The sequence below is a fragment of the Leclercia sp. EC_58 genome, assembly GCF_019584355.1.
Lineage (GTDB): Bacteria > Pseudomonadota > Gammaproteobacteria > Enterobacterales > Enterobacteriaceae > Enterobacter.
Genome location: NZ_VDAM01000001.1, coordinates 2,056,027 through 2,075,504 on the forward strand (window position 1 = coordinate 2,056,027; position 19,478 = coordinate 2,075,504).

18 protein-coding genes and 1 pseudogene are annotated in these 19,478 nt (G+C 56.4%); 14 read left to right on the forward strand and 5 right to left on the reverse strand.

The window, feature by feature from the left end:
* The first annotated feature begins 7 nt into the window (after positions 1–7).
* Genes tauB through tauD form a run of 3 tightly spaced genes read left to right on the forward strand, consistent with a single transcriptional unit; the run spans position 8 to position 2,447 of the window.
* Entirely contained in the window at positions 8–775 is a 768-nt protein-coding gene (gene tauB / locus FHC51_RS10005; protein WP_103823993.1) for a taurine ABC transporter ATP-binding subunit, read from the forward strand.
* On the forward strand, positions 772–1,599 hold the full coding sequence (gene tauC, locus FHC51_RS10010) for a taurine ABC transporter permease TauC (protein ID WP_220435434.1): 828 nt from the start codon (positions 772–774) through the stop codon (positions 1,597–1,599). The genes tauB and tauC overlap by 4 nt, the downstream gene beginning before the upstream one ends.
* Positions 1,596–2,447 (forward strand): taurine dioxygenase, encoded by an 852-nt coding sequence (gene tauD / locus FHC51_RS10015; RefSeq protein WP_220435435.1) that lies wholly within the window; start codon positions 1,596–1,598, stop codon positions 2,445–2,447. Before tauC ends, tauD begins: the two co-directional genes overlap by 4 nt.
* A 44-nt stretch (positions 2,448–2,491) precedes the next feature.
* Here tauD and FHC51_RS10020 read toward each other — a convergent pair whose 3' ends face one another.
* Both FHC51_RS10020 and hemB read right to left on the reverse strand, forming a co-directional pair.
* Positions 2,492–4,180, reverse strand: a complete 1,689-nt coding sequence (locus FHC51_RS10020) for a lysophospholipid acyltransferase family protein (RefSeq protein ID WP_220435436.1) — start codon at positions 4,178–4,180, stop codon at positions 2,492–2,494.
* A 127-nt stretch (positions 4,181–4,307) separates the two neighbouring features.
* A complete protein-coding gene (hemB, locus tag FHC51_RS10025) occupies positions 4,308–5,282 on the reverse strand; it encodes a porphobilinogen synthase (protein WP_103823997.1) in 975 nt (324 codons plus the stop codon).
* A gap of 524 nt (positions 5,283–5,806) precedes the next feature.
* On the opposite strand from hemB, the gene FHC51_RS10030 reads away from it, so the two are divergent.
* Together FHC51_RS10030 and FHC51_RS10035 are read left to right on the forward strand one after the other, a co-directional pair.
* Positions 5,807–8,581, forward strand: a complete 2,775-nt coding sequence (locus FHC51_RS10030) for an autotransporter outer membrane beta-barrel domain-containing protein (protein WP_220435437.1) — start codon at positions 5,807–5,809, stop codon at positions 8,579–8,581.
* A gap of 67 nt (positions 8,582–8,648) precedes the next feature.
* Entirely contained in the window at positions 8,649–9,275 is a 627-nt protein-coding gene (locus FHC51_RS10035) for a helix-turn-helix domain-containing protein (protein ID WP_103823999.1), read from the forward strand.
* 2 nt (positions 9,276–9,277) lie between these two features.
* On the opposite strand, the gene ampH is transcribed toward FHC51_RS10035, so the two are convergent.
* Positions 9,278–10,435, reverse strand: coding sequence for a D-alanyl-D-alanine-carboxypeptidase/endopeptidase AmpH (gene ampH, locus FHC51_RS10040; RefSeq protein ID WP_103824000.1), 1,158 nt, complete (start codon positions 10,433–10,435; stop codon positions 9,278–9,280).
* 286 nt (positions 10,436–10,721) lie between these two features.
* On the opposite strand from ampH, the gene sbmA reads away from it, so the two are divergent.
* Both sbmA and FHC51_RS10050 read left to right on the forward strand, forming a co-directional pair.
* Positions 10,722–11,942, forward strand: coding sequence for a peptide antibiotic transporter SbmA (sbmA, locus tag FHC51_RS10045; RefSeq protein WP_220435438.1), 1,221 nt, complete (start codon positions 10,722–10,724; stop codon positions 11,940–11,942).
* 14 nt (positions 11,943–11,956) lie between these two features.
* Positions 11,957–13,057: a DUF1615 domain-containing protein gene (locus FHC51_RS10050; RefSeq protein WP_220435439.1), complete on the forward strand. Its 1,101-nt coding sequence runs from the start codon at positions 11,957–11,959 to the stop codon at positions 13,055–13,057.
* On the opposite strand, the gene FHC51_RS10055 is transcribed toward FHC51_RS10050, so the two are convergent.
* A complete protein-coding gene (locus FHC51_RS10055; RefSeq protein WP_103824002.1) occupies positions 13,054–13,356 on the reverse strand; it encodes a DUF2755 family protein in 303 nt (100 codons plus the stop codon). The genes FHC51_RS10050 and FHC51_RS10055 overlap by 4 nt on opposite strands.
* A gap of 247 nt (positions 13,357–13,603) precedes the next feature.
* Here FHC51_RS10055 and FHC51_RS10060 point away from each other — a divergent pair, with 247 nt between their 5' ends.
* Positions 13,604–13,822: a DUF2754 domain-containing protein gene (locus FHC51_RS10060; RefSeq protein WP_039031465.1), complete on the forward strand. Its 219-nt coding sequence runs from the start codon at positions 13,604–13,606 to the stop codon at positions 13,820–13,822.
* Here the strand turns inward: FHC51_RS10060 and ddlA are convergent.
* On the reverse strand, positions 13,819–14,919 hold the full coding sequence (gene ddlA / locus FHC51_RS10065) for a D-alanine--D-alanine ligase (RefSeq protein WP_220436674.1): 1,101 nt from the start codon (positions 14,917–14,919) through the stop codon (positions 13,819–13,821). The genes FHC51_RS10060 and ddlA overlap by 4 nt on opposite strands.
* A 106-nt stretch (positions 14,920–15,025) precedes the next feature.
* On the opposite strand from ddlA, the gene FHC51_RS10070 reads away from it, so the two are divergent.
* The 6 genes and pseudogenes from FHC51_RS10070 to adrA all read left to right on the forward strand — a co-directional run bounded on the left by FHC51_RS10070 (position 15,026) and on the right by adrA (position 19,464).
* Positions 15,026–15,745 (forward strand): extensin family protein, encoded by a 720-nt coding sequence (locus FHC51_RS10070; RefSeq protein ID WP_220435440.1) that lies wholly within the window; start codon positions 15,026–15,028, stop codon positions 15,743–15,745.
* A 133-nt stretch (positions 15,746–15,878) separates the two neighbouring features.
* The gene (locus FHC51_RS10075; protein ID WP_103824004.1) at positions 15,879–17,087 is read left to right on the forward strand and encodes a multidrug efflux MFS transporter; all 1,209 of its coding nucleotides are present in this window, start codon (positions 15,879–15,881) and stop codon (positions 17,085–17,087) included.
* Positions 17,088–17,327: 240 nt separating this feature from the next.
* A complete protein-coding gene (gene iraP / locus FHC51_RS10080; RefSeq protein ID WP_103824005.1) occupies positions 17,328–17,588 on the forward strand; it encodes an anti-adapter protein IraP in 261 nt (86 codons plus the stop codon).
* Positions 17,589–17,799: 211 nt separating this feature from the next.
* A pseudogene (locus FHC51_RS22905) lies at positions 17,800–17,889 on the forward strand (hypothetical protein); the annotation flags it as partial.
* 48 nt (positions 17,890–17,937) lie between these two features.
* A complete protein-coding gene (psiF, locus tag FHC51_RS10085; protein ID WP_103824006.1) occupies positions 17,938–18,258 on the forward strand; it encodes a phosphate starvation-inducible protein PsiF in 321 nt (106 codons plus the stop codon).
* A gap of 90 nt (positions 18,259–18,348) precedes the next feature.
* Positions 18,349–19,464, forward strand: a complete 1,116-nt coding sequence (gene adrA / locus FHC51_RS10090; RefSeq protein WP_309236314.1) for a diguanylate cyclase AdrA — start codon at positions 18,349–18,351, stop codon at positions 19,462–19,464.
* Positions 19,465–19,478 lie beyond the last annotated feature (14 nt).

Below are 19,478 nucleotides of genomic sequence, written 5' to 3' on the forward strand. Positions count from 1 at the left end.
GGACCGGATGCTGAATATTACAAATCTCCACGCCGATTACGCTGGCAAGCCTGCGCTGGAGGATATCAACCTGACGCTGGACAGCGGCGAGCTGCTGGTGGTGCTCGGTCCGTCCGGTTGCGGGAAGACCACGCTGCTGAATCTGATCGCCGGGTTTGTACCTTATCAGCATGGCGCTATCCAGCTGGCAGGGAAAAAGGTGGTGGGGCCGGGTGCCGAGCGCGGTGTGGTCTTTCAGAACGAAGGGTTGCTGCCCTGGCGTAACGTGCAGGAGAACGTCGCCTTCGGCCTGCAGCTGGCGGGCGAATCACGGGAAGCACGGCTGGCGATTGCCCGCGACATGCTGAAAAAGGTGGGGCTGGAGGGGGCGGAAAAACGCTTTATCTGGCAGCTCTCCGGCGGCCAGCGTCAGCGCGTCGGCATCGCCCGGGCGCTGGCGGCCAATCCTCAGCTGTTGCTGCTGGATGAACCCTTCGGCGCGCTGGACGCCTTTACCCGCGAGCAGATGCAAACCCTGCTGCTGCGCCTGTGGCATGAGACCGGCAAGCAGGTGCTACTCATCACCCACGACATCGAAGAAGCGGTGTTTATGGCTACCGAACTGGTGCTGCTCTCGCCGGGGCCGGGACGGGTGCTGGAGCGTCTGCCGCTCAACTTTGCCCGCCGGTTCGTGGCGGGCGAGCCGGTGCGCAGCATCAAGTCCGACCCCGATTTTATTGCCCGGCGCGAATATGTGCTGAGCCGCGTGTTTGAACAGCGGGAGGCCTTCTCATGAGCATTGTGGTGAATGACAAAACCGCGCGCAAACGGCTGACCCTGCGCTGGCCCTTTTCCCGCTCGTTGACGCTCAGCGTCACCACCTTGCTGGTGTTGCTTGCGGTGTGGTGGGCAGTGGCGGCGGCACAGTGGATAAGCCCGCTGTTCCTGCCGCCGCCGGGCCAGGTGCTGGTGAAACTCTTTACCATCGCCGGTCCGCAGGGGTTTATGGATGCCACCCTGTGGCAGCATCTGGCGGCCAGCCTGGGACGCATTCTGGTGGCCCTGCTGGCGGCGACGATCGTCGGGATCCCGGTGGGCATTGCGATGGGTTTAAGCCCGACGGTGCGGGGCATTCTCGATCCGCTGATCGAACTTTATCGTCCGGTGCCGCCGCTGGCGTATTTACCGCTGATGGTGATCTGGTTTGGCATCGGCGAGACCTCAAAGATCCTGCTGATCTACCTGGCGATTTTCGCCCCGGTGGCGATGTCGGCAATGGCGGGGGTTAAAAGCGCCCAGCAGGTGCGGATCCGCGCGGCGCAGTCGCTGGGGGCCAGCCGTGCCCAGTTGCTGTGGTTTGTGATTTTGCCCGGTGCGCTGCCGGAGATCCTGACCGGGCTGCGCATCGGGCTTGGGGTTGGCTGGTCAACGCTGGTGGCGGCTGAGCTGATCGCCGCCACGCGCGGATTAGGCTTTATGGTCCAGTCGGCGGGGGAGTTCCTGGCGACGGACGTGGTACTGGCAGGGATCGCGGTGATCGCCGTGATCGCCTTCGGATTAGAACTGGGGCTGCGCGCGCTACAGCGCCGCCTGACGCCCTGGCATGGAGAGATACAATGAGTGAACGTCTGACCATTACCCCGCTGGGGCCGTACATTGGCGCGCAGATTTCCGGCCTGGATGTGACCCGCCCATTAAGCGATAACCAGTTTGAGCAGCTCTATCACGCGGTGCTGCGCCATCAGGTGGTGTTCCTGCGCGAGCAGGCGGTGACGCCCCAGCAGCAGCGGGCGCTGGCGCTGCGTTTTGGCGATCTGCATATTCACCCGGTCTATCCCCATGCCGAGGGGGTAGAGGAGATCATCGTGCTGGATACCCATAACGATAATCCACCGGATAACGACAACTGGCACACCGATGTCACCTTTATCGAGACCCCGCCTGCCGGGGCGATCCTTGCGGCGAAACGGCTGCCGCAGAGCGGAGGGGATACGCTGTGGGCCAGCGGCATTGCGGCGTTTGAGGCGTTATCCGCCCCGTTACAACAGCTGCTGAGCGGCCTGCGGGCGGAGCACGATTTCAAAAAATCGTTCCCGGAGTATAAGTACCGTAAAACGGAAGAGGAGCATCAGCGCTGGCGGGAGGCCGTTGCAAAACACCCGCCGCTGCTGCACCCGGTGGTGCGCACCCATCCCGTCAGCGGCAAGCAGGCGCTGTTCGTTAACGAAGGATTCACCACGCGGATTGTTGACCTGAGCGAGAAAGAGAGCGAGGCGCTGCTGGGGTTCCTGTTTGCGCATATCACTAAGCCGGAGTTCCAGGTGCGCTGGCGCTGGCAGGAGAACGATCTGGCGATCTGGGATAACCGGGTGACGCAGCATTACGCCAATGCCGATTACCTGCCGCAGCGGCGGATAATGCAGCGAGCAACGATTTTAGGGGATAAACCATTTTATCGCGCCCCATGACAGAGGCACCCGTAGGCCCGGTAAGGCGAAGCCGCCACCGGGCGCTACAAATGGGCTTCGATATACCGCTGATAACGGCTGGCTTTCAGATAACACAAATCCACCAGCACCAGCCCGTCCACGCAGTTGTTGAACGCCGGGTCGCTGCCAAAATCGATAAACTGCACGCCGCCGGGCTCGCACAGCTCGGAATATTGCTTGTACAGCGGCGGGATGCCGCACCCCAGATTACCAAGCAGTGATTTCAGCCGGGTCAGATCCTCCACGTAATCTTCGCCCCCAAACTGCGCCAGCACGTCGGGCAATGAGGCGGGATACGGGCGGCGCGAGGTCGCCAGCGGATGAGTGGCTGGGAACCAGAGCCGGTAAAATGCCACCAGCAGATCCCGCGCCGCGGGCGGTAATCCCCCGGAAATAGAAACCGGCCCGAACAGGTAGCGGTAGTGCGGGTAACGCGCCAGATACGCGCCAATGCCGGACCACAGGTAGTCGAGCCCGCGCCGTCCCCAGTAGCGCGGCTGAATAAAGCTGCGTCCCAGTTCAATCCCGTGCTCCAGGATCTCATCCATGTCGTCGCCGTAGTGAAACAGGCTGTGGCTGTAGAGCGCATCCCGTCCCTGTAGGGCGGTCGGCATAAAGCGGTAGGCGCCGACAATCTCCAGATCGTCGTCATCCCATAAAATCAGGTGCAGATAGTCATCGTCATAGCGATCGGTATCGCGTCGTTTACCGCTGCCTTCGGCCACGGCACGAAAAGCAATTTCCCGTAGGCGGCCCAGCTCGCGCAGGATCGGCGCCTCTTCCTGGCCGTTGCGCTGCCACAGATAGATGCTTTTGCCATCGGCGGTGGTGCCCAGAGACTCCGCCTGCGCCAGCTCGCGCTTCAGGATCGCCCGATCTTCCGGGCGGGCAATGGCGGACTCGGTTTTGAACACGCCCGGCAGCCCTTTGCCGAGGCGCAGTACGTGCTGGCGACACTGCTCGGCCATCTCCCGGGCGGAGAGCGTAGGGCTGTTCCAGTGGTGCCAGCCGATCTGCTGACCGATTTTCACCGGCAGGCGGCTGTGGCGACGGCGAAACATCTGCTGCATCAGCAGCAGCATCGACAGGTCTGGAGAGAGCAGGGTGCTCGCATAAAACAGCAGGCTGTTGCGGGCGTGGATATGGACCGGCAGCAGCGGGGCGCGGAATTTGCCCGCCAGCTTGATAAAGCCGGGTTGCCACTTTTTATCGCGGATCCCGGTGCGCGTGGGGCGGGAGACTTCCCCTGCCGGGAAGAAAATCAGCACCCCACCATTTTGCAGGTGCTGCTCCATCAGGGTGAACGAGGATTTTGCCGTCCGCCCGCCCATATTATCCACAGGGATAAACAGCGAGCTTAACGGCGCCAGATGCGTCAGCATCCGGTTGGTTACCACTTTCACATCCCGGCGCACCCGGGAAACGGCGTACAGCAGCGCCAGCCCGTCCAGCGTACCGGTGGGGTGGTTCGCGATAACAATCAGCGGGCCGTGGGCGGGTATCTGTTCGAGGTCGTGAGCCGGAATGGTACAGAGGATATCAAGATGCTCCAGAACCTGTTCCACCATATCGAGCCCTTTCAGGTGACGGTGGTCGGCGGCAAACTGCTGAAACTCCTCTTCGTGTAAGAGCTTCTTTAACAGGTTTTTTTGCCAGGGTGCAGGTTTTGCCTGCGGCCAAAGGTCATCGAGAACGCTGTCGAGACTAAACATGGTGGCTCCTCCTCCTGTTCTGCTGAGACAGTAGAAGCGCCAGATGTCGATTGTATTGCAGAGGAGTGAAGCTTGTGTTGTGGGCCCGTAGGCCGGGTAAGGCGAAGCCGCCACCCGGCAATACGGATTAACGCAGAATTTTCTTCTCGGCCAGATCCAGCGCGAAGTAGCTGAAGATCAGATCCGCGCCGGCGCGCTTGATCGCCCCCAGGCTTTCGAGGATCACTTTCTCTTCGTCGATCGCCCCCGCCTGGGCGGCGAATTTGATCATCGCGTACTCGCCGCTCACCTGATAGGCGCCCAGCGGCAGCTCGGTGCGCTCGCGAATATCGCGCAGGATATCCAGATATGCGCCAGCCGGTTTCACCATCAGGCAGTCAGCACCCTGCGCTTCGTCGAGCAGCGATTCACGGATCGCTTCGCGGCGGTTCAGCGGGTTCATCTGGTAGGTTTTGCGATCGCCCTTCAGCGCGGTGCCCGCCGCTTCACGGAACGGACCGTAGAAGGAGGAGGCAAACTTGGTGGAGTAGGACATGATTGCGGTATCGGTGAAGCCCGCGGCGTCCAGCGCCTGGCGAATGGCCTGCACCTGGCCGTCCATTGCGGCAGACGGCGCGATAAAGTCCGCGCCTGCGGCGGCAGCCACTACGGCCTGTTTGCCCAGGTTCTCCAGGGTGGCATCGTTATCCACGCCGTGATCGCACAGCACGCCGCAGTGACCGTGGGAGGTATATTCGCAGAAGCAGGTGTCGGACATGACGATCATCTCTGGCACCGCCTGTTTGGCAATGCGCGACATACGCGCCACCAGACCGTCCTCTTTCCAGGCATCGCTGCCGGTGGCATCAGTATGGTGGGAGATGCCGAAGGTCATGATTGAGCGGATGCCTGCGTTGGCAATGCGTTCGATTTCGCGCGCCAGATGCTTCTCAGGAATGCGCATCACGCCCGGCATGGCGTCGATGGCTTTGTAGTCGTCGATCTCTTCTTCAACAAAAATCGGCAACACCAGATCGTTCAGGGACAGGGTTGTCTCTTCAAATAATGCGCGCAACGCCGGGGTTTTGCGCAGGCGACGGGGACGAGCAATTAAATCGGTCATGATATGCCTGAGGTAGTGAATCGAAGAGGAACAGTGTACCTGAAATGCAGCCGGACTGTTTTACTAAAGTTGTCGTTTAGGTAGAGAATGCAGGGCGGTGGGAGCAGTATTATTTATGGCTTTATATTTTACACCCTGAAATAAGTTTACATTATAAAGTCTCGCGATAATTACTAGAACCTGGATATAGGTATCCCTGGTAATATCCTAATCCTTCTCATTGTTTTTTATAAATGCTCTTATTATTTATATATTATATTTCTTGTTCGCTTTTATTTAATAATTCCCGATGATCTTTCGCCTTGTGTTTCTTTTCTTTCGATTGAATTTAAGTTGCTGTTATTTATGGTTTTTATTATTATTTTTTATATTTTAAAAAGTGCCTGGCTTATATTGTCTGTTTTCGGACATAATTGCTGCATTCATTGAACTATTTTCTTCAGGGACTGCATAATTCTCCTCGCAATATATTTGCACTGTATTTACGGACAAACTTGCTTACGTCCCTGAGGAGGGATGACCCAATGCAAACATGGAAAAAGAAATTTGTTGTATCTCAACTTGCATTAGCCTGCACGCTGGCTATCGCTTCTCAGGCCAATGCAAAAGATATTTCTGGTAGCACTTATAACACCTTTGGATATGATAATACGTCTACCTCCGCCTGGTATAACGGCTACACCGACTGGAATTACTCCAGTGCGACACATGACAACGATATCTATCCTGTCATTAACAAGTCGACAGTAAACGGCGTTATCTCAACGTATTACCTTGATGATGGTGCGGGCGGGCATGCCAATTCGCTGTCAATTTCCAACAGCACAGTCAACGGTATGATCACCTCCGGTTGCATGACCACCGAATGTGCTGGCGGTTTGAATGCAGATGGTACAACGCATAACCAGTACGATCGTTTTAGTCTGAATGTCGACAATTCAACCATCAATGATACCTACGAGCACTACGCGTATGACGTCGTTGAGGGTACCAACACAACCACCCGTTACTGGGATACTTACGCGCTGGGCAATGCCATTACCCTCGACGTAGAATCTGACATCGTTATTCAAAACAACTCCCGCGTGGCCGGTATCACCCTGACTCAGGGCTATCACCAGCTGGATAACACGCCGTATGATTCTGTGACCGGCATTGAAGACAACGGCCATGTCTTTACCAACACCCTGCAGGTTAAAGATTCGGTTGTCACCTCCGGCGCATACAGCGATCTGGGCACCAACGGTTTTTACGGTCAGTCGGCGAAACCAAGCGATTACGGCGAGAGCAACGCTACGGCTGCGGATGATGCAGCGCTGATCGTTAGTGCCAGCAGCGCAGATAACGCCATGCAGACTACGGCTAACTTCGATCACTCCACGCTGACCGGCGATGTGTTGTTCACCAGCACCTTCGACAACAACTTCTATCCAGATGGCGATCCGGCTACCGACACCACTGCTGACAACGTCTACAACCCGACCACTAACGGCTGGGATGGTACTGACAAACTGGATCTGACCCTTACTAACGGCAGCAAGTGGGTCGGCGCAGCCGTCTCCAGCGTCGAGGCGATTGGACCTTCTCAGATGTATGGTCTGGGCTACAGCAGCGTCGACTGGCGTAGCCTGGAGCCAAACAGCATCTGGCCTGGCTCCACCTTCAACAGCAATGGCCATCTGGTGGGCAATCAGGTTTATCAGAGCGGTCTGTTCAACGTCGCGCTGGATAACGGTTCCGAATGGGATACCCGTAAGCAATCCAACATTGACAAGCTGACCGTCAACAACCGTTCACAGGTCAATGTAGAAAACTCCGGCTTACTGGCTGACAGCATCACTCTGACCAACGCGTCGACCATGAACATCGGCGATTCCGGTGCTGTGGCAACCGACAGCCTGTATCTCGACAGCGCAAGCCGGACCACCCTGACTCAGGAAACCGCGGAGCTGTATGCCAACACCATTACCGTGGATAACCATGCTGAACTGGCGCTGGGTCTGGGCCAGGTCGACACCCATAAAATGGTGCTGACCGATGGCGGTGTGCTGAATGTTGCCAGCCGTGATTATGTGTTCAATTCCGATCTGAACAATGCTCGCTATATCACCAATGATATCCACCAGGCCGATTACGATTACGGGGTAATCGCCCTGAACTCTGACGGTCATCTGGCGGTGAACGGTGAAGTGTCCGGTAACTATAAAGTGCGTCTGGATGACGCAACCGGCGCAGGTTCTGTCGCTGACTACAAGAATAAGGAAATTATTCGCGTTTACGACAATAACGCCGATACGCAGGCCAGCTTCACCGCAGCCAATAAAGCGGATCTCGGTGCTTACACCTATCAGGCACAGCAGCAGGGCGATACCGTGGTGCTGCGTCAGGAGCGTCTGACTGATTACGCCAACATGGCGCTGAGCATTCCATCTGCCAACACCAACATCTGGCATCTGCAGCAGGATGCGCTCGCTAACCGTCTGACCAACAGCCGTCATGGCCTGGCAGACAACGGTGGCGCATGGGTGAACGTCTTCGGCGGTAATTTTGACGGCGATAACGGCACTATCCATTACGATCAGGACGTTAGCGGCATCATGGTGGGCCTCGATACCCATATTGATGGCAATAACGCTGACTGGATCTTCGGTGCGGCAGCAGGCTTTGCGAAAGGCGATATGAGCGACCGCAGCGGTCAGGTGGATCAGGACAGCCAGACTGCAATGCTCTATTCCGCCGCGCGCTTTGCTAACGATGTCTTCATCGATAGCTCTCTGAGCTACTCGCGCTTCAATAACGATCTCTCAGCGAACATGAGCAATGGTGAATATGTCGATGGCAATACCACGAATGACGCCTGGGGCTTTGGGCTGAAACTGGGTTACGACTGGAAACCGAACACTGCCGGTTACCTGACCCCATATGCAGCCATCTCCGGTCTGTTCCAGTCTGGGGATGACTACCGCCTGAGCAACGACCTGCATGTGGGAAGCCAGTCTTACGACAGCATGCGTTATGAAGCCGGTATCGATGCAGGTTATACCTTCGGTTATGGCGGCGATCAGGCGCTGACGCCGTTCTTCAAACTGGCCTACGTTTATGACGATGCCGGTGAAGATGCCAAAGTTAACGGCGACAACATCGATAATGGTGTGAAAGGCTCTGCGGTACGCGTAGGCCTGGGAACCCAGTTCAGCTTCACCAAAAACTTCAGTGCATACACTGATGCTACCTATCTGGGTGGTGGTGATGTCGATCAAAACTGGGGCGCAAATCTGGGTGTGAAATACACCTGGTAATATGTCTGATACGGGGAGGCTTGCCTCCCCGTTGTTATAGCGTCAGTTAAGGATGACTTGAGATCTCATGAACCGTTATGCAAAACCCATTTCTGAGTTCTCCCGACTTGAACAGTGCCTGGTGGCGCACAGCACGCCATTTACGCTTCCTGCAATGCATCCTGTCTTCGAGGATTGCGATAAAGAAAATGAAAACGCAGTAGTGCTGCAGTCGGGCACGCTCAGTATCCACCGTCAGCAGGACGATCTGCTGATAGAGATTGTTACCGCACCTTATATCTTCGGGCTTAATGCCGGCATGATGGGCTGCAGCACCGAATACCTGCTGGTGGCACAATCCCCCTGTACTGGTTTCTGGCTACCCGCATCCGGGGCCCGTCATCTGATCCAGCAGGCCGGTTTATGGTCAGATGCCTTCTGCTGGCTCTCCTGGCACCACCGGGTAATGGAGATCCGCGACAAACAGCTGGTGGGCAACAATTCGTACAGTCAAATCCGTTCCACGTTGCTGGATATGGCCCAGTGGGATGAGACGCTGCGTATGCGGGTGGGGGTAATGAATTATATCCAGCGCCGCACACGTATTTCGCGTTCCGTGGTGGCAGAAGTGCTTGCAGCGTTACGCCAGGGGAACTACATCACCATGGACAGGGGCAAACTGGTCAGAATCAACCACTTGCCCGCTGAATATTAGCGTCAGGATGCCGGGATAACCCGCGGTTTATTCTCGCTCAGCTCCACCACCAGTTGGTTAACGCCGTCGCTCATGTTGACGAAACGCGTGAGCGGCGAGCGCGTCACCACCACAAATACCCCCACGTTAGATTGCGGGATCATCGCCATATAGGTGATAAATCCGCCGCCACCGCCGGTTTTCTGAATGATGCCAGGACGCCCATTTTTAGGCGCCATATAGACCCAGCCAAGACCCAGCGCGTCCGCGCGGCCTGGTACATCCATCCCGATCACCCGGCTTAACTGGCTGCGTTGATAGATCAGGGTCTGCATTCTGTCGGCCTGGTTGCTGCGCGCATAGAAATCAGAGGAGAGGAACTGCTGCATCCAGCGCATCATGTCGCCAGGGGTGGAGTAAACCCCGCCGCTACCGACCGCCGCCAGCGTGTTATTACACGGGCTGGCCCCTTTTTCCGCCACCATCAGGCGTTTGCATTGATCGGGAGAAGGGGTAAAGGTGGTATCTTTCATCCCCAGCGGGCGGGTAATTTGCTCTTCGAACAGCTGCGCATAGGGCTTGCCCGCGGCGTTGCCCAGCGCATCGGCCAGCAGATCAAACGCCAGGTTCGAGTAGGCGGCCTGCGAGCCCGGGGACGATTTCAGGGTGGCCGTCGACAGCCAGTTCCAGCGCTGCTCGCGGGTTGGCCAGACGAAGACCGGACGATGGGCCGCGCCGCCAGGCTGTTCGCGTGGCAGGGCGCTGGTGTGGGTAGCCAGGTTGACGAGCGTAATCGGCGCGCCCTGATATGTTGGCACCCGGGCGCCCGGTGGCGCATATTTACTTAACGGATCGTTGAGCTTGACCACGCCCTGATCGAGCAGTTTCACCAGCATCTCACTGGTCATTAACTTGGTCAGGGAGGCGATGCGCACCACAGAGTCGAGCTGTGGATGGATATTATTGCCCGGGCGCGTTTCGCCAAAGCTGCGGAATACGCGCTGATTGCCGTCAATCGCCACCAGAGCCATCCCCGTTGCGCCACTTCCGTAAAAAATATGATTCGCGTAGCGATCAACCACATCGGAGGCAAAAGCCGGGTCGGCGATCGGCTCGACAGCCTGCGCGCTGGTGAGGCTGGCCGTAAACAGCGCGGCGGAGAGGAACAGACAACGTTTCAACGAAAGTATCCATGAAGTGAATGAAAAAGTATGCGTATTTATACTACTAAACACCATAATGCAAAGGCCATAACAGCATAACGATAGCGTGAAAAACGTAACCGCGGGTAAATACAAACAATTTCGTTATTACCCATCTCCTGTTTTGTGTAATTGCGCTTATGATACCTGCCAGGTTCATTGGCTTTTCCGCTCGGGTGGCGGTTGACGGCGAACTAATACAGGGCCCACAGGTCTGATAATCCGTCGTCCACAGCAGTAGCGATAACTACAAGAAGGAAGCGTTATGTTTAAGTCGTTTTTCCCAAAACCGGGACCCTTTTTTCTCTCGGCCTTTATTTGGGCTCTGATCGCGGTCATTTTCTGGCAGGCGGGTGGCGGGGCCTGGTTTGAGCGTCTGGTTGGCGCTACGGGTGATGTGCCGATCAGCGCGGCACGTTTCTGGTCACGCAGCTATCTGATTTTCTATGCCTATTATGCGTTCTGCGTCGGGGCGTTTGCCCTGTTCTGGTTTGTCTACTCGCCGCACCGCTGGCAGTACTGGTCGATTCTCGGCACTGCGCTGATTATCTTCGTCACCTGGTTTCTGGTGGAGGTGGGCGTGGCGGTCAACGCCTGGTATGCCCCGTTCTATGACCTGATCCAGACCGCGCTCAGCGCGCCGCACAAAGTCTCTATCAATCAATTTTACCATGAAGTTGGCGTGTTCCTCGGTATCGCGCTTATCGCCGTTGTTATCGGTGTGATGAATAACTTCTTTGTCAGCCACTACGTCTTCCGCTGGCGCACCGCGATGAACGAACACTATATGGCCCACTGGCAGCAACTGCGCCATATTGAAGGGGCCGCCCAGCGTGTGCAGGAAGACACCATGCGCTTTGCCTCCACGCTTGAGGATATGGGGGTCAGCTTTATCAACGCCATTATGACCCTGATCGCCTTCCTGCCGGTGCTGGTCACGCTGTCGGCGCATGTGCCGGACCTGCCGATTGTGGGTCATCTGCCCTATGGCCTGGTGATCGCCGCGATTGTCTGGTCGCTGATGGGCACCGGTCTGCTGGCGGTGGTGGGGATCAAACTGCCGGGGCTGGAGTTCAAAAACCAGCGCGTCGAGGCCGCCTACCGTAAAGAGCTGGTTTACGGCGAAGACGATGCCAGCCGCGCCTCGCCGCCAACGGTACGTGAGCTGTTTGGCGCGGTACGCCGGAACTACTTCCGCCTCTATTTCCACTACATGTATTTCAACATTGCCCGCATTCTGTATCTGCAGGTAGATAACGTTTTCGGTTTGTTCCTGCTGTTCCCGTCGATTGTAGCCGGTACGATTACGCTGGGTCTGATGACGCAAATTACTAACGTGTTTGGTCAGGTACGCGGGTCGTTCCAGTATCTGATCAGTTCATGGACCACGCTGGTGGAGCTGATGTCCATCTATAAACGTTTACGCAGTTTTGAACGTGAGCTGGATGGTCAGGATCTTCAGGAAGTTACCCATACGTTGAGCTGATACAGGGAGTTGTTATGTCTTTTACCGTACCGCGCGCATTACCTTTTTCCCTGCTTGCCGCCCTGGTGCTGGCCGGGTGTGCTGAGCAAGGGGCTGCGCCGCTGAAAAAGGGCGAAAAGCCCGTCGATGTGGCAAGCGTGGTGCGGCAAAAAATGCCCGCCACGGTAAAAGACCGGGACCAGTGGGCCTCGGCGCTGGCGAAAACCTTTGAGAGCCAGAAGATTGCCCCTACCGAGGAGAACATCTGCTCGGTGCTGGCGGTGGCACAGCAGGAGTCGCTGTATCAGTCCGATCCGGCGGTGCCGGGGCTGAATAAAATCGCCTGGAAGGAGATTGACCGTCGCGCCGAAAAGCTGCACATCCCGGTGTTTCTGGTCCATACGGCACTGAAGATCAAATCGCCAAACGGCAAGAGCTACAGCGAGCGGCTGGATACGGTGAAAACCGAGAAGCAGCTCAGCGCCATCTTCGATGACTTTATCAATATGGTGCCGATGGGACAGACGCTGTTTGGCTCTCTCAATCCGGTGCATACCGGTGGCCCGATGCAGGTCAGCATCGCCTTTGCCGAAAAGCATACCGATGGCTATCCGTGGAAAATCGAAAACACGGTTCGCCAGGAGGTCTTCTCCCTGCGCGGCGGACTCTGGTTTGGCACCTACCATCTGCTGAACTACCCCGCCAGCTATACGGTGCCGCTCTACCGCTTTGCTGACTTTAACGCGGGCTGGTATGCAAGCCGCAATGCGGCGTTCCAGAATGCCGTCAGCCGCGCCAGCGGGGTGAAGCTGGCCCTGGATGGCGATCTGATCGCCTATGGCAGCAGTAACGCAGGGAAGACGGAGCTGGCGGTGCGCAAGCTTTCAGGCAAGCTGGACATGAGCGACAGTGAGATCCGTCGGCAGCTGGAGAAGGGTGACAGCTTTGCGTTTGAGAAAACCGAGCTCTATCAACAGGTGTTTAAACTGGCGGAGCAGAAGAGCGGTAAGGCGCTACCGAGAGCGATGCTGCCGGGGATCCAGCTTGAGAGCCCGAAAATCACCCGCAATCTGACGACAGCCTGGTTTGCCCAGCGCGTTGACGATCGCCGGGCAAAATGCATGGCGCTCAACTAGCGATAACGGCGCCAGCGCACGTAGAGGGCAACGGCGCCCAACACCATGAGCCCGACAAGGAAGGGGATCAACCCGAAGACGGTGCTGACGCCGAGCCCAATCTCAACGCGCGGGCGACCGCTCTCTTCGACCTGCATCAGGTGCTCATAGACGCCGGGAGCATGCACAAGAATATTCAGCAGCTGTGAGCCAGCCCAGAAGCAGAACAGCACAAACAACGCGTATGCAATATTTCCTGCCGTGGAGGTTTTTGGTTGCCTGGTGTTGAAGATGGGCTTTGACATCGTAAAATCTGCCATACATACCTCCGAGTGTTCTGACTGGCTATGTGCCTGTTGTACACGTCAAGTTTGACAGCTCATGACCATTGTCAATATCGGAATGATGGTAATTTAGCCCGGAGAATTCTCCTGGTTTGCCGAATTCTGCCGCGCATCACAGATTTTTTACTTAAGTGAAATCCTGCTCACTTTTCAGATTTTCCGCATAGGCCGCAGACCTGGGGACAAATCTGTGCGAGGATAGATTTTTTCTTCTGGAGCGACCATGAAACTGCCTGCCAAAATTCGCCGTGACTGGCATTTCTACGCCTTTGCTATTGGGCTTATCTTTATTCTGAATGGGGTGGTGGGGCTGCTGGGCTTCGAAGCGAAGGGCTGGCAGACTTATGCGGTGGGGCTGGTGACCTGGGTTGTCAGCTTCTGGCTGGCGGGGTTTATTATTCGCCGTCGCCCGGAAGAGACGACGGCGAACGACGCGGATTAACCGTTTACTGAAATCTGCAGGGCGCTGTCAGCGGCATGTCGCTCCAGCGCCAGCTCAATCAGGCGGGTGATCAGATCCGGGTAGCTGAGGCCACTGGCCTGCCACAGTTTCGGATACATGCTGATGTTGGTGAAGCCGGGCAGGGTGTTGATCTCATTGATCACCACGCGGTTGTCCGCCGTTAAGAAGACGTCGACGCGCGCCATACCGCGACAGCCCAGCGCCTGATAGGCTTCGATGGCAATTGCGCGGATCGCGTCGTTAACGTCAGCCTCCAGCGCCGCGGGTACCACCACCTGCGCGCCCTTGTCATCGATGTACTTGGTGTCGTAGGAATAGAAGTCGCTGTTCAGCACTACTTCGCCACAGGTACTGGCCTGCGGAAAATCATTGCCCAGCACCGCGCACTCAATCTCACGCCCTTTAATTCCCTGCTCAACCACCACTTTATGATCGAAGGTGAACGCCAGACGTACCGCTTCGCTGAACTGCGCTTCGCTGTTCACCTTGCTCACGCCAACGGAGGAGCCCTGGTTCGCCGGTTTGACAAACAGCGGCAGGCCAAAGCGGGCGCTCAGATCGGCAAAGGTGTGTTGCTCGCGGTTGGCGCGGGTCAGGGTAACAAAGGGCGCCACGTTCAGGCCGGCGTCACGCAGCAGGCGTTTAGTGACATCTTTATCCATGCAGGCGGCGGAACCGAGGACATCGGAGCCGACGAACGGCAGGTTCGCCATGCGCAGCATCCCCTGCAGGGAGCCATCTTCACCCAGCGTGCCGTGGACAATCGGGAAAATGACATCGAGCTGTGAAAGCGACTGTCCGGTACCGGCATCGATAAGCTGGCCCTGCGTCACGCCCGGCACGGTGGCAACGCTGACCTCAGACGGATTCAGCGCAATATGCGCCGGATCGTCGGCGTTAAGCAGATAGCCCTGCTCGTCGTTAATGTGCCATTGACCCTGTTTATCAATGCCCAGCAGCACGACCTCAAAGCGGCTCTTATCAATCGCGTTAACGATATTTTTGGCCGATTGCAGCGACACTTCGTGCTCTGCTGATTTTCCCCCAAAGACAATACCTACCCGCAACTTCGCCATCACGTACACTCATCCACTCTGACTCAAAACCCCTACCATATCACGATGCCCGGCGGGATTCGCTGCCTTCTGCCATAATGTTTTGACACATTGCGAAGGGGGGTGAGTGAAAGGAAAAAACCTGATTATCTGTCTAATCCTCATTGCTGCGGCTATTGCGGGCTACCGCTGGCTGCCGTCTTATTACAACCCGTTTGCACCGCTCACGCTTGACGATCCCCCCGGCACCCTGACCCAGTTTAAGCTCCGTCGCCTGACGCCTGAGCATTGTGATGTGCTGCTGGCGCAGGCTAATGCGCGTCAGCTGATCCGCACCCAGGCGGTGGCCGACAGCACGGGTGAGTGTCCGCTGAGTGATGTGGTGCGCGTGCGTAGTTTTGGCCCCGTCAGTCTTAGCAGCAGCTTTCTTGCCAGCTGCCCGCTGGCACTCAGCTCGGCGCTCTTCGTCAACCAGCAGGCCCGGCCCATCACCGAAACCATGATGGGCAGCAGTCTGTTGCGCATCGAGCATTTCGGCAGCTTTGCCTGCCGCAATATCTATCACCGCGCCAACGCCCGGCGCAGCGAACATGCTACCGCCGAGGCGCTGGATATCAGCGGCTTTACCTTGGAAAACGGCCAACGAATTTCGGTCTTGCGCGGCTGGAAGAGTGCCTCCACCGAACCCTGGCTGCGTGCGCTACTGAGTGCCAGCTGCGGCTATTTTGGTAACGCCCTCGGCCCGGACTATAACGCCGCCCATGCTAACCACTTTCACCTTGGGATGCGGGGATTTGGCTACTGCCCGCAAAGCATAAATCACCAGCAAAAAGGCGAAAATATGTGACATATTTCACAAATATGATGACTGGGAAGATAAAACCCCAAAGAGACGCAGGGCGCATCTCTGACAACGTCCGGTGAAAGGTAACTTGCTAATCTGATAACGAATTTACGTAATATGAAGACAGTACCCGCCTATGGAATCTTGGAAGGTTAACCTTATTTCGGTCTGGTTTGGTTGTTTTTTCACCGGCCTTGCCATCAGTCAGATTTTGCCGTTTTTGCCGCTGTATGTCTCCCAGCTTGGCGTCTCGTCGCACGAAGCGTTGTCGATGTGGTCAGGGCTAACCTTCAGCGTTACCTTTCTGGTTTCGGCCATCGTCTCGCCCATGTGGGGCAGCCTTGCGGACCGCAAAGGGCGCAAGCTGATGCTGCTGCGCGCCTCGCTCGGCATGGCGATTGCGATCCTGCTCCAGGCCTTTGCCACCAACGTCTGGCAGCTGTTCCTGCTGCGCGCGCTGATGGGGCTGACCTCCGGCTATATTCCTAACGCGATGGCGCTGGTGGCATCGCAGGTGCCCCGGGATCGCAGCGGCTGGGCCATCAGTACCCTGTCGACGGCACAAATCAGCGGCGTGATCGGCGGCCCGCTGATGGGCGGTTTTCTGGCAGACCATGTAGGCTTGCGCGCGGTGTTCCTGATCACGGCGGTCCTGCTGATGGTAAGTTTTCTGGTAACGCTGTTTCTGATTAAAGAGGGGGCTCGCCCCACCGTCAGCAAGGCGGAGCGGCTGAGCGGCAAGGCGGTATTTGCCTCGCTCCCTTATCCGGGGCTGATGATCAGCCTGTTCATCACCACCATGGTTATCCAGCTTTGCAACGGCTCGGTGGGGCCGATCCTCGCGCTCTTTATTCAGTCGATGGCACCCGAGAGCAATAACATCGCCTTCCTCAGCGGGATGATTGCTGCGGTGCCGGGCATTTCCGCATTGATGTCCGCTCCACGTCTGGGCAAGCTTGGGGACCGCATCGGCACCGGGCGTATTTTGATGGCGACGCTTATCGTGGCGGTGGTGCTCTTTTTCGCCATGTCCTTTGTCACCACTCCGTTGCAGTTGGGCGTGCTGCGCTTTTTACTTGGCTTTGCGGATGGCGCCATGCTGCCCGCCGTGCAGACCCTGCTGATTAAGTACTCCAGCGATCGGGTCACCGGACGGATCTTCGGTTATAACCAGTCGTTTATGTATCTGGGGAATGTTGCCGGTCCGTTGATGGGTGCCGCGGTCTCGGCGATGGCCGGTTTCCGCTGGGTGTTTGCCGCCACCGCCGTGGTGGTGCTGGTAAACATCCTGCAGCTGGCGTGGGCAATGCGCCAGCGCCGCCTGCAGGAAGTCCGCCGCTCTTAATGTAGCTATATAATATATTGTGATCTGGCCGCCATTATCATTTATGTGAAATGGCGGTTCTTGTTTTTAATTCAGGCTACACAGGAAAAGCAAAATTTAATTTAAGTCTCATTTTTCCCGGTCGTATGGAAACTAATTTATGAGCGGTGTGGGGTTTGCTTAAAAATAGTACTTTTACCCACTTTGCAAGTCTCAATCATAATGATAACGTCGGAAAAAACTTGATAAGGAAATAGCACTGTGAAAAATCTTATTGCAGAGTTGTTAGTTAAGCTGGCAGAAAAGGAAGAAGAGTCAAAAGAGCTGGTGGTTCAGGTTGAGGCGCTGGAAATAGTGGTTACCGCCCTGCTAAGGCAGATGGCGCAAAGCGATCAACAGGCGCTGATTGCAAGCGTTGAAGGCGCGCTGGATGAGGCGAGGCCAGATGCTCAGGTTCCGGCCGAGGACAGCGAGATGCTGCAGCAATACGTAAAAAAGCTGCTACGGCACCCGCGCAGTTGACCGGTTATTTGACCTGAGTTGTTGTCAAAGAACCGTCACCTCGGTTGCCTGTCATCGCTCTGTTTTATTTTTATCTATTCCGGACTGGAAAAAATAAGTGAAACAGAGCGTACTTTATATTGCATGACTTCCCGCCTGCTGTTTATCCCCACAATCTATGCTGAAAATGGCGCATCGACCGCGCTACAGGGATATCACCCAGCCACTGGTCCAACATATTATTCTGCTTATTAGCGACGGAATGGGCGACGCCGAAATAAACGCCGTGCGAAATTATCCCAAAGGTGCGGGTGGTTTTTTTAGCAGTACGAACCAGACTTAAGGAGATCATTCACAGAAGGAAAGTGCTATGAAAATCACACTACTGGCGACCCTGCTCCTTGGCCTGTTCTCACTTGCTCCGGCGGGGGCGCAAGATCAGCCGCTCACACCGCAACAGCAACGTATGACCACCTGCAATCAGCAGGCGACCGCCCAGGACCTGAAGGGTGACTCCCGTAAGACCTACATGAGCGATTGCCTGAAAAACGCCTCCTCTAAACCCAACGAAAAAAGCCTGACGCCGCAACAACAAAGGATGCGTGAATGCAACTCCCAGGCGACCCAACAATCCCTCAAAGGGGACGATCGGAGTAAGTTCATGAGCGCCTGCCTGAAGAAAACCGGCTAGTTCAAAAGGGTGAGCGTTCCGTTTGGCTCACCCGAAATATCATACTTAGCGCCAGATAAGCCTTTCTATAATTTGGGAAAATGCTTTTGAGTGTTCCCAATGACCATGAATGATGAAAACATTTACAACAAAGTCTATGCCCGGGAAGGAATAAATCTGGCGCTTTCGGCGGATGAGCATCATCGCTCAGGAATTCGTCTGGCCCGTCGTTTACGGCTCCCGCGTGCGGCGGGTCTGGCTTTTCTGTTTTTCCCTGTTGCCAGCGTGCTGACCACGCAATCGGTCAACGGCGTCTGGTGGCTTTTGCTGGTTGGCTGGGTCTTTGTCTGGCCCCATCTGGCCTGGCAACTGGCGATGCGTTCTACCGATCCCTACCACAATGAGATGTTTAACCTCAAAGTCGATGCCATTATGGCCGGGGTGTGGATTGGGCTGATGGGCGTTAATGCCATGCCCACCGCGGCGCTGGTTATGATGATGAGCATGAACCTGATGGGCGTGGGGGGGCTGAGGCTCTATGGCACCGGGGCATTGATGACCGCGCTGGCGGCGCTGGTCACCCTGCAACTGATGCACATTCCGGCAGGCTTCCTCAGCACCCCGCTTGAGATTTGGCTCGCTTTGCCAGGGATCATTGGCTATCCGATGCTGTTTGCCTGGGTCAGTTTCCGTACAACCAGCCGTCTGGTGGAACATAAGCGCCGTCTTGAGTTGATGAGTACTCTGGACGGGATGACAGGGGTATATAACCGCCGTCACTGGGAAGTGTTGCTGCGTACGGAATTTGAAAACTGTCGTCGCTATCACCGGAGCGCCACGATCCTGTTGATCGATATAGATCACTTCAAAGGCATTAATGACACCTGGGGCCATGATGTAGGCGATCAGGCGATTATCGCCGTGACCCGCCAGCTACAGTTGACGTTACGCGCCAGCGATATGATTGGCCGCTTTGGCGGCGATGAGTTCGCGGTGATCATGAGTGGGACGCCTGCGGAAAACGCCATTGCGGCGATGTCGCGGGTCCATGAACGGCTGGCGGAACTGCACCTGCCGGGTGCTCCGCAGGTAAAGCTCCGCATCAGCGTCGGTGTTGCGCCGCTCACGACGTCAATGGTGCATTATCAGGAATGGCTGAAAGCGGCGGATATTGCGCTCTATAAGGCAAAAAATGCCGGACGTAACCGTACCGAAGTGGCCGCCTGACGTCCGGCTGTCGA

Coding starts and splice junctions, on each gene's coding strand:
- FHC51_RS10055 (WP_103824002.1), bottom strand. CDS start 13,356: ATGGCAGATTTTACGATGTCAAAGCCCATCTTCAACACCAGGCAACCA.
- tauB (WP_103823993.1), top strand. CDS start 8: ATGCTGAATATTACAAATCTCCACGCCGATTACGCTGGCAAGCCTGCG.
- psiF (WP_103824006.1), top strand. CDS start 17,938: ATGAAAATCACACTACTGGCGACCCTGCTCCTTGGCCTGTTCTCACTT.
- FHC51_RS10035 (WP_103823999.1), top strand. CDS start 8,649: ATGAACCGTTATGCAAAACCCATTTCTGAGTTCTCCCGACTTGAACAG.
- ddlA (WP_220436674.1), bottom strand. CDS start 14,919: ATGGCGAAGTTGCGGGTAGGTATTGTCTTTGGGGGAAAATCAGCAGAG.
- tauD (WP_220435435.1), top strand. CDS start 1,596: ATGAGTGAACGTCTGACCATTACCCCGCTGGGGCCGTACATTGGCGCG.
- tauC (WP_220435434.1), top strand. CDS start 772: ATGAGCATTGTGGTGAATGACAAAACCGCGCGCAAACGGCTGACCCTG.
- FHC51_RS10060 (WP_039031465.1), top strand. CDS start 13,604: ATGAAACTGCCTGCCAAAATTCGCCGTGACTGGCATTTCTACGCCTTT.
- FHC51_RS10020 (WP_220435436.1), bottom strand. CDS start 4,180: ATGTTTAGTCTCGACAGCGTTCTCGATGACCTTTGGCCGCAGGCAAAA.
- FHC51_RS10030 (WP_220435437.1), top strand. CDS start 5,807: ATGCAAACATGGAAAAAGAAATTTGTTGTATCTCAACTTGCATTAGCC.
- FHC51_RS10075 (WP_103824004.1), top strand. CDS start 15,879: ATGGAATCTTGGAAGGTTAACCTTATTTCGGTCTGGTTTGGTTGTTTT.
- sbmA (WP_220435438.1), top strand. CDS start 10,722: ATGTTTAAGTCGTTTTTCCCAAAACCGGGACCCTTTTTTCTCTCGGCC.
- FHC51_RS10050 (WP_220435439.1), top strand. CDS start 11,957: ATGTCTTTTACCGTACCGCGCGCATTACCTTTTTCCCTGCTTGCCGCC.
- hemB (WP_103823997.1), bottom strand. CDS start 5,282: ATGACCGATTTAATTGCTCGTCCCCGTCGCCTGCGCAAAACCCCGGCG.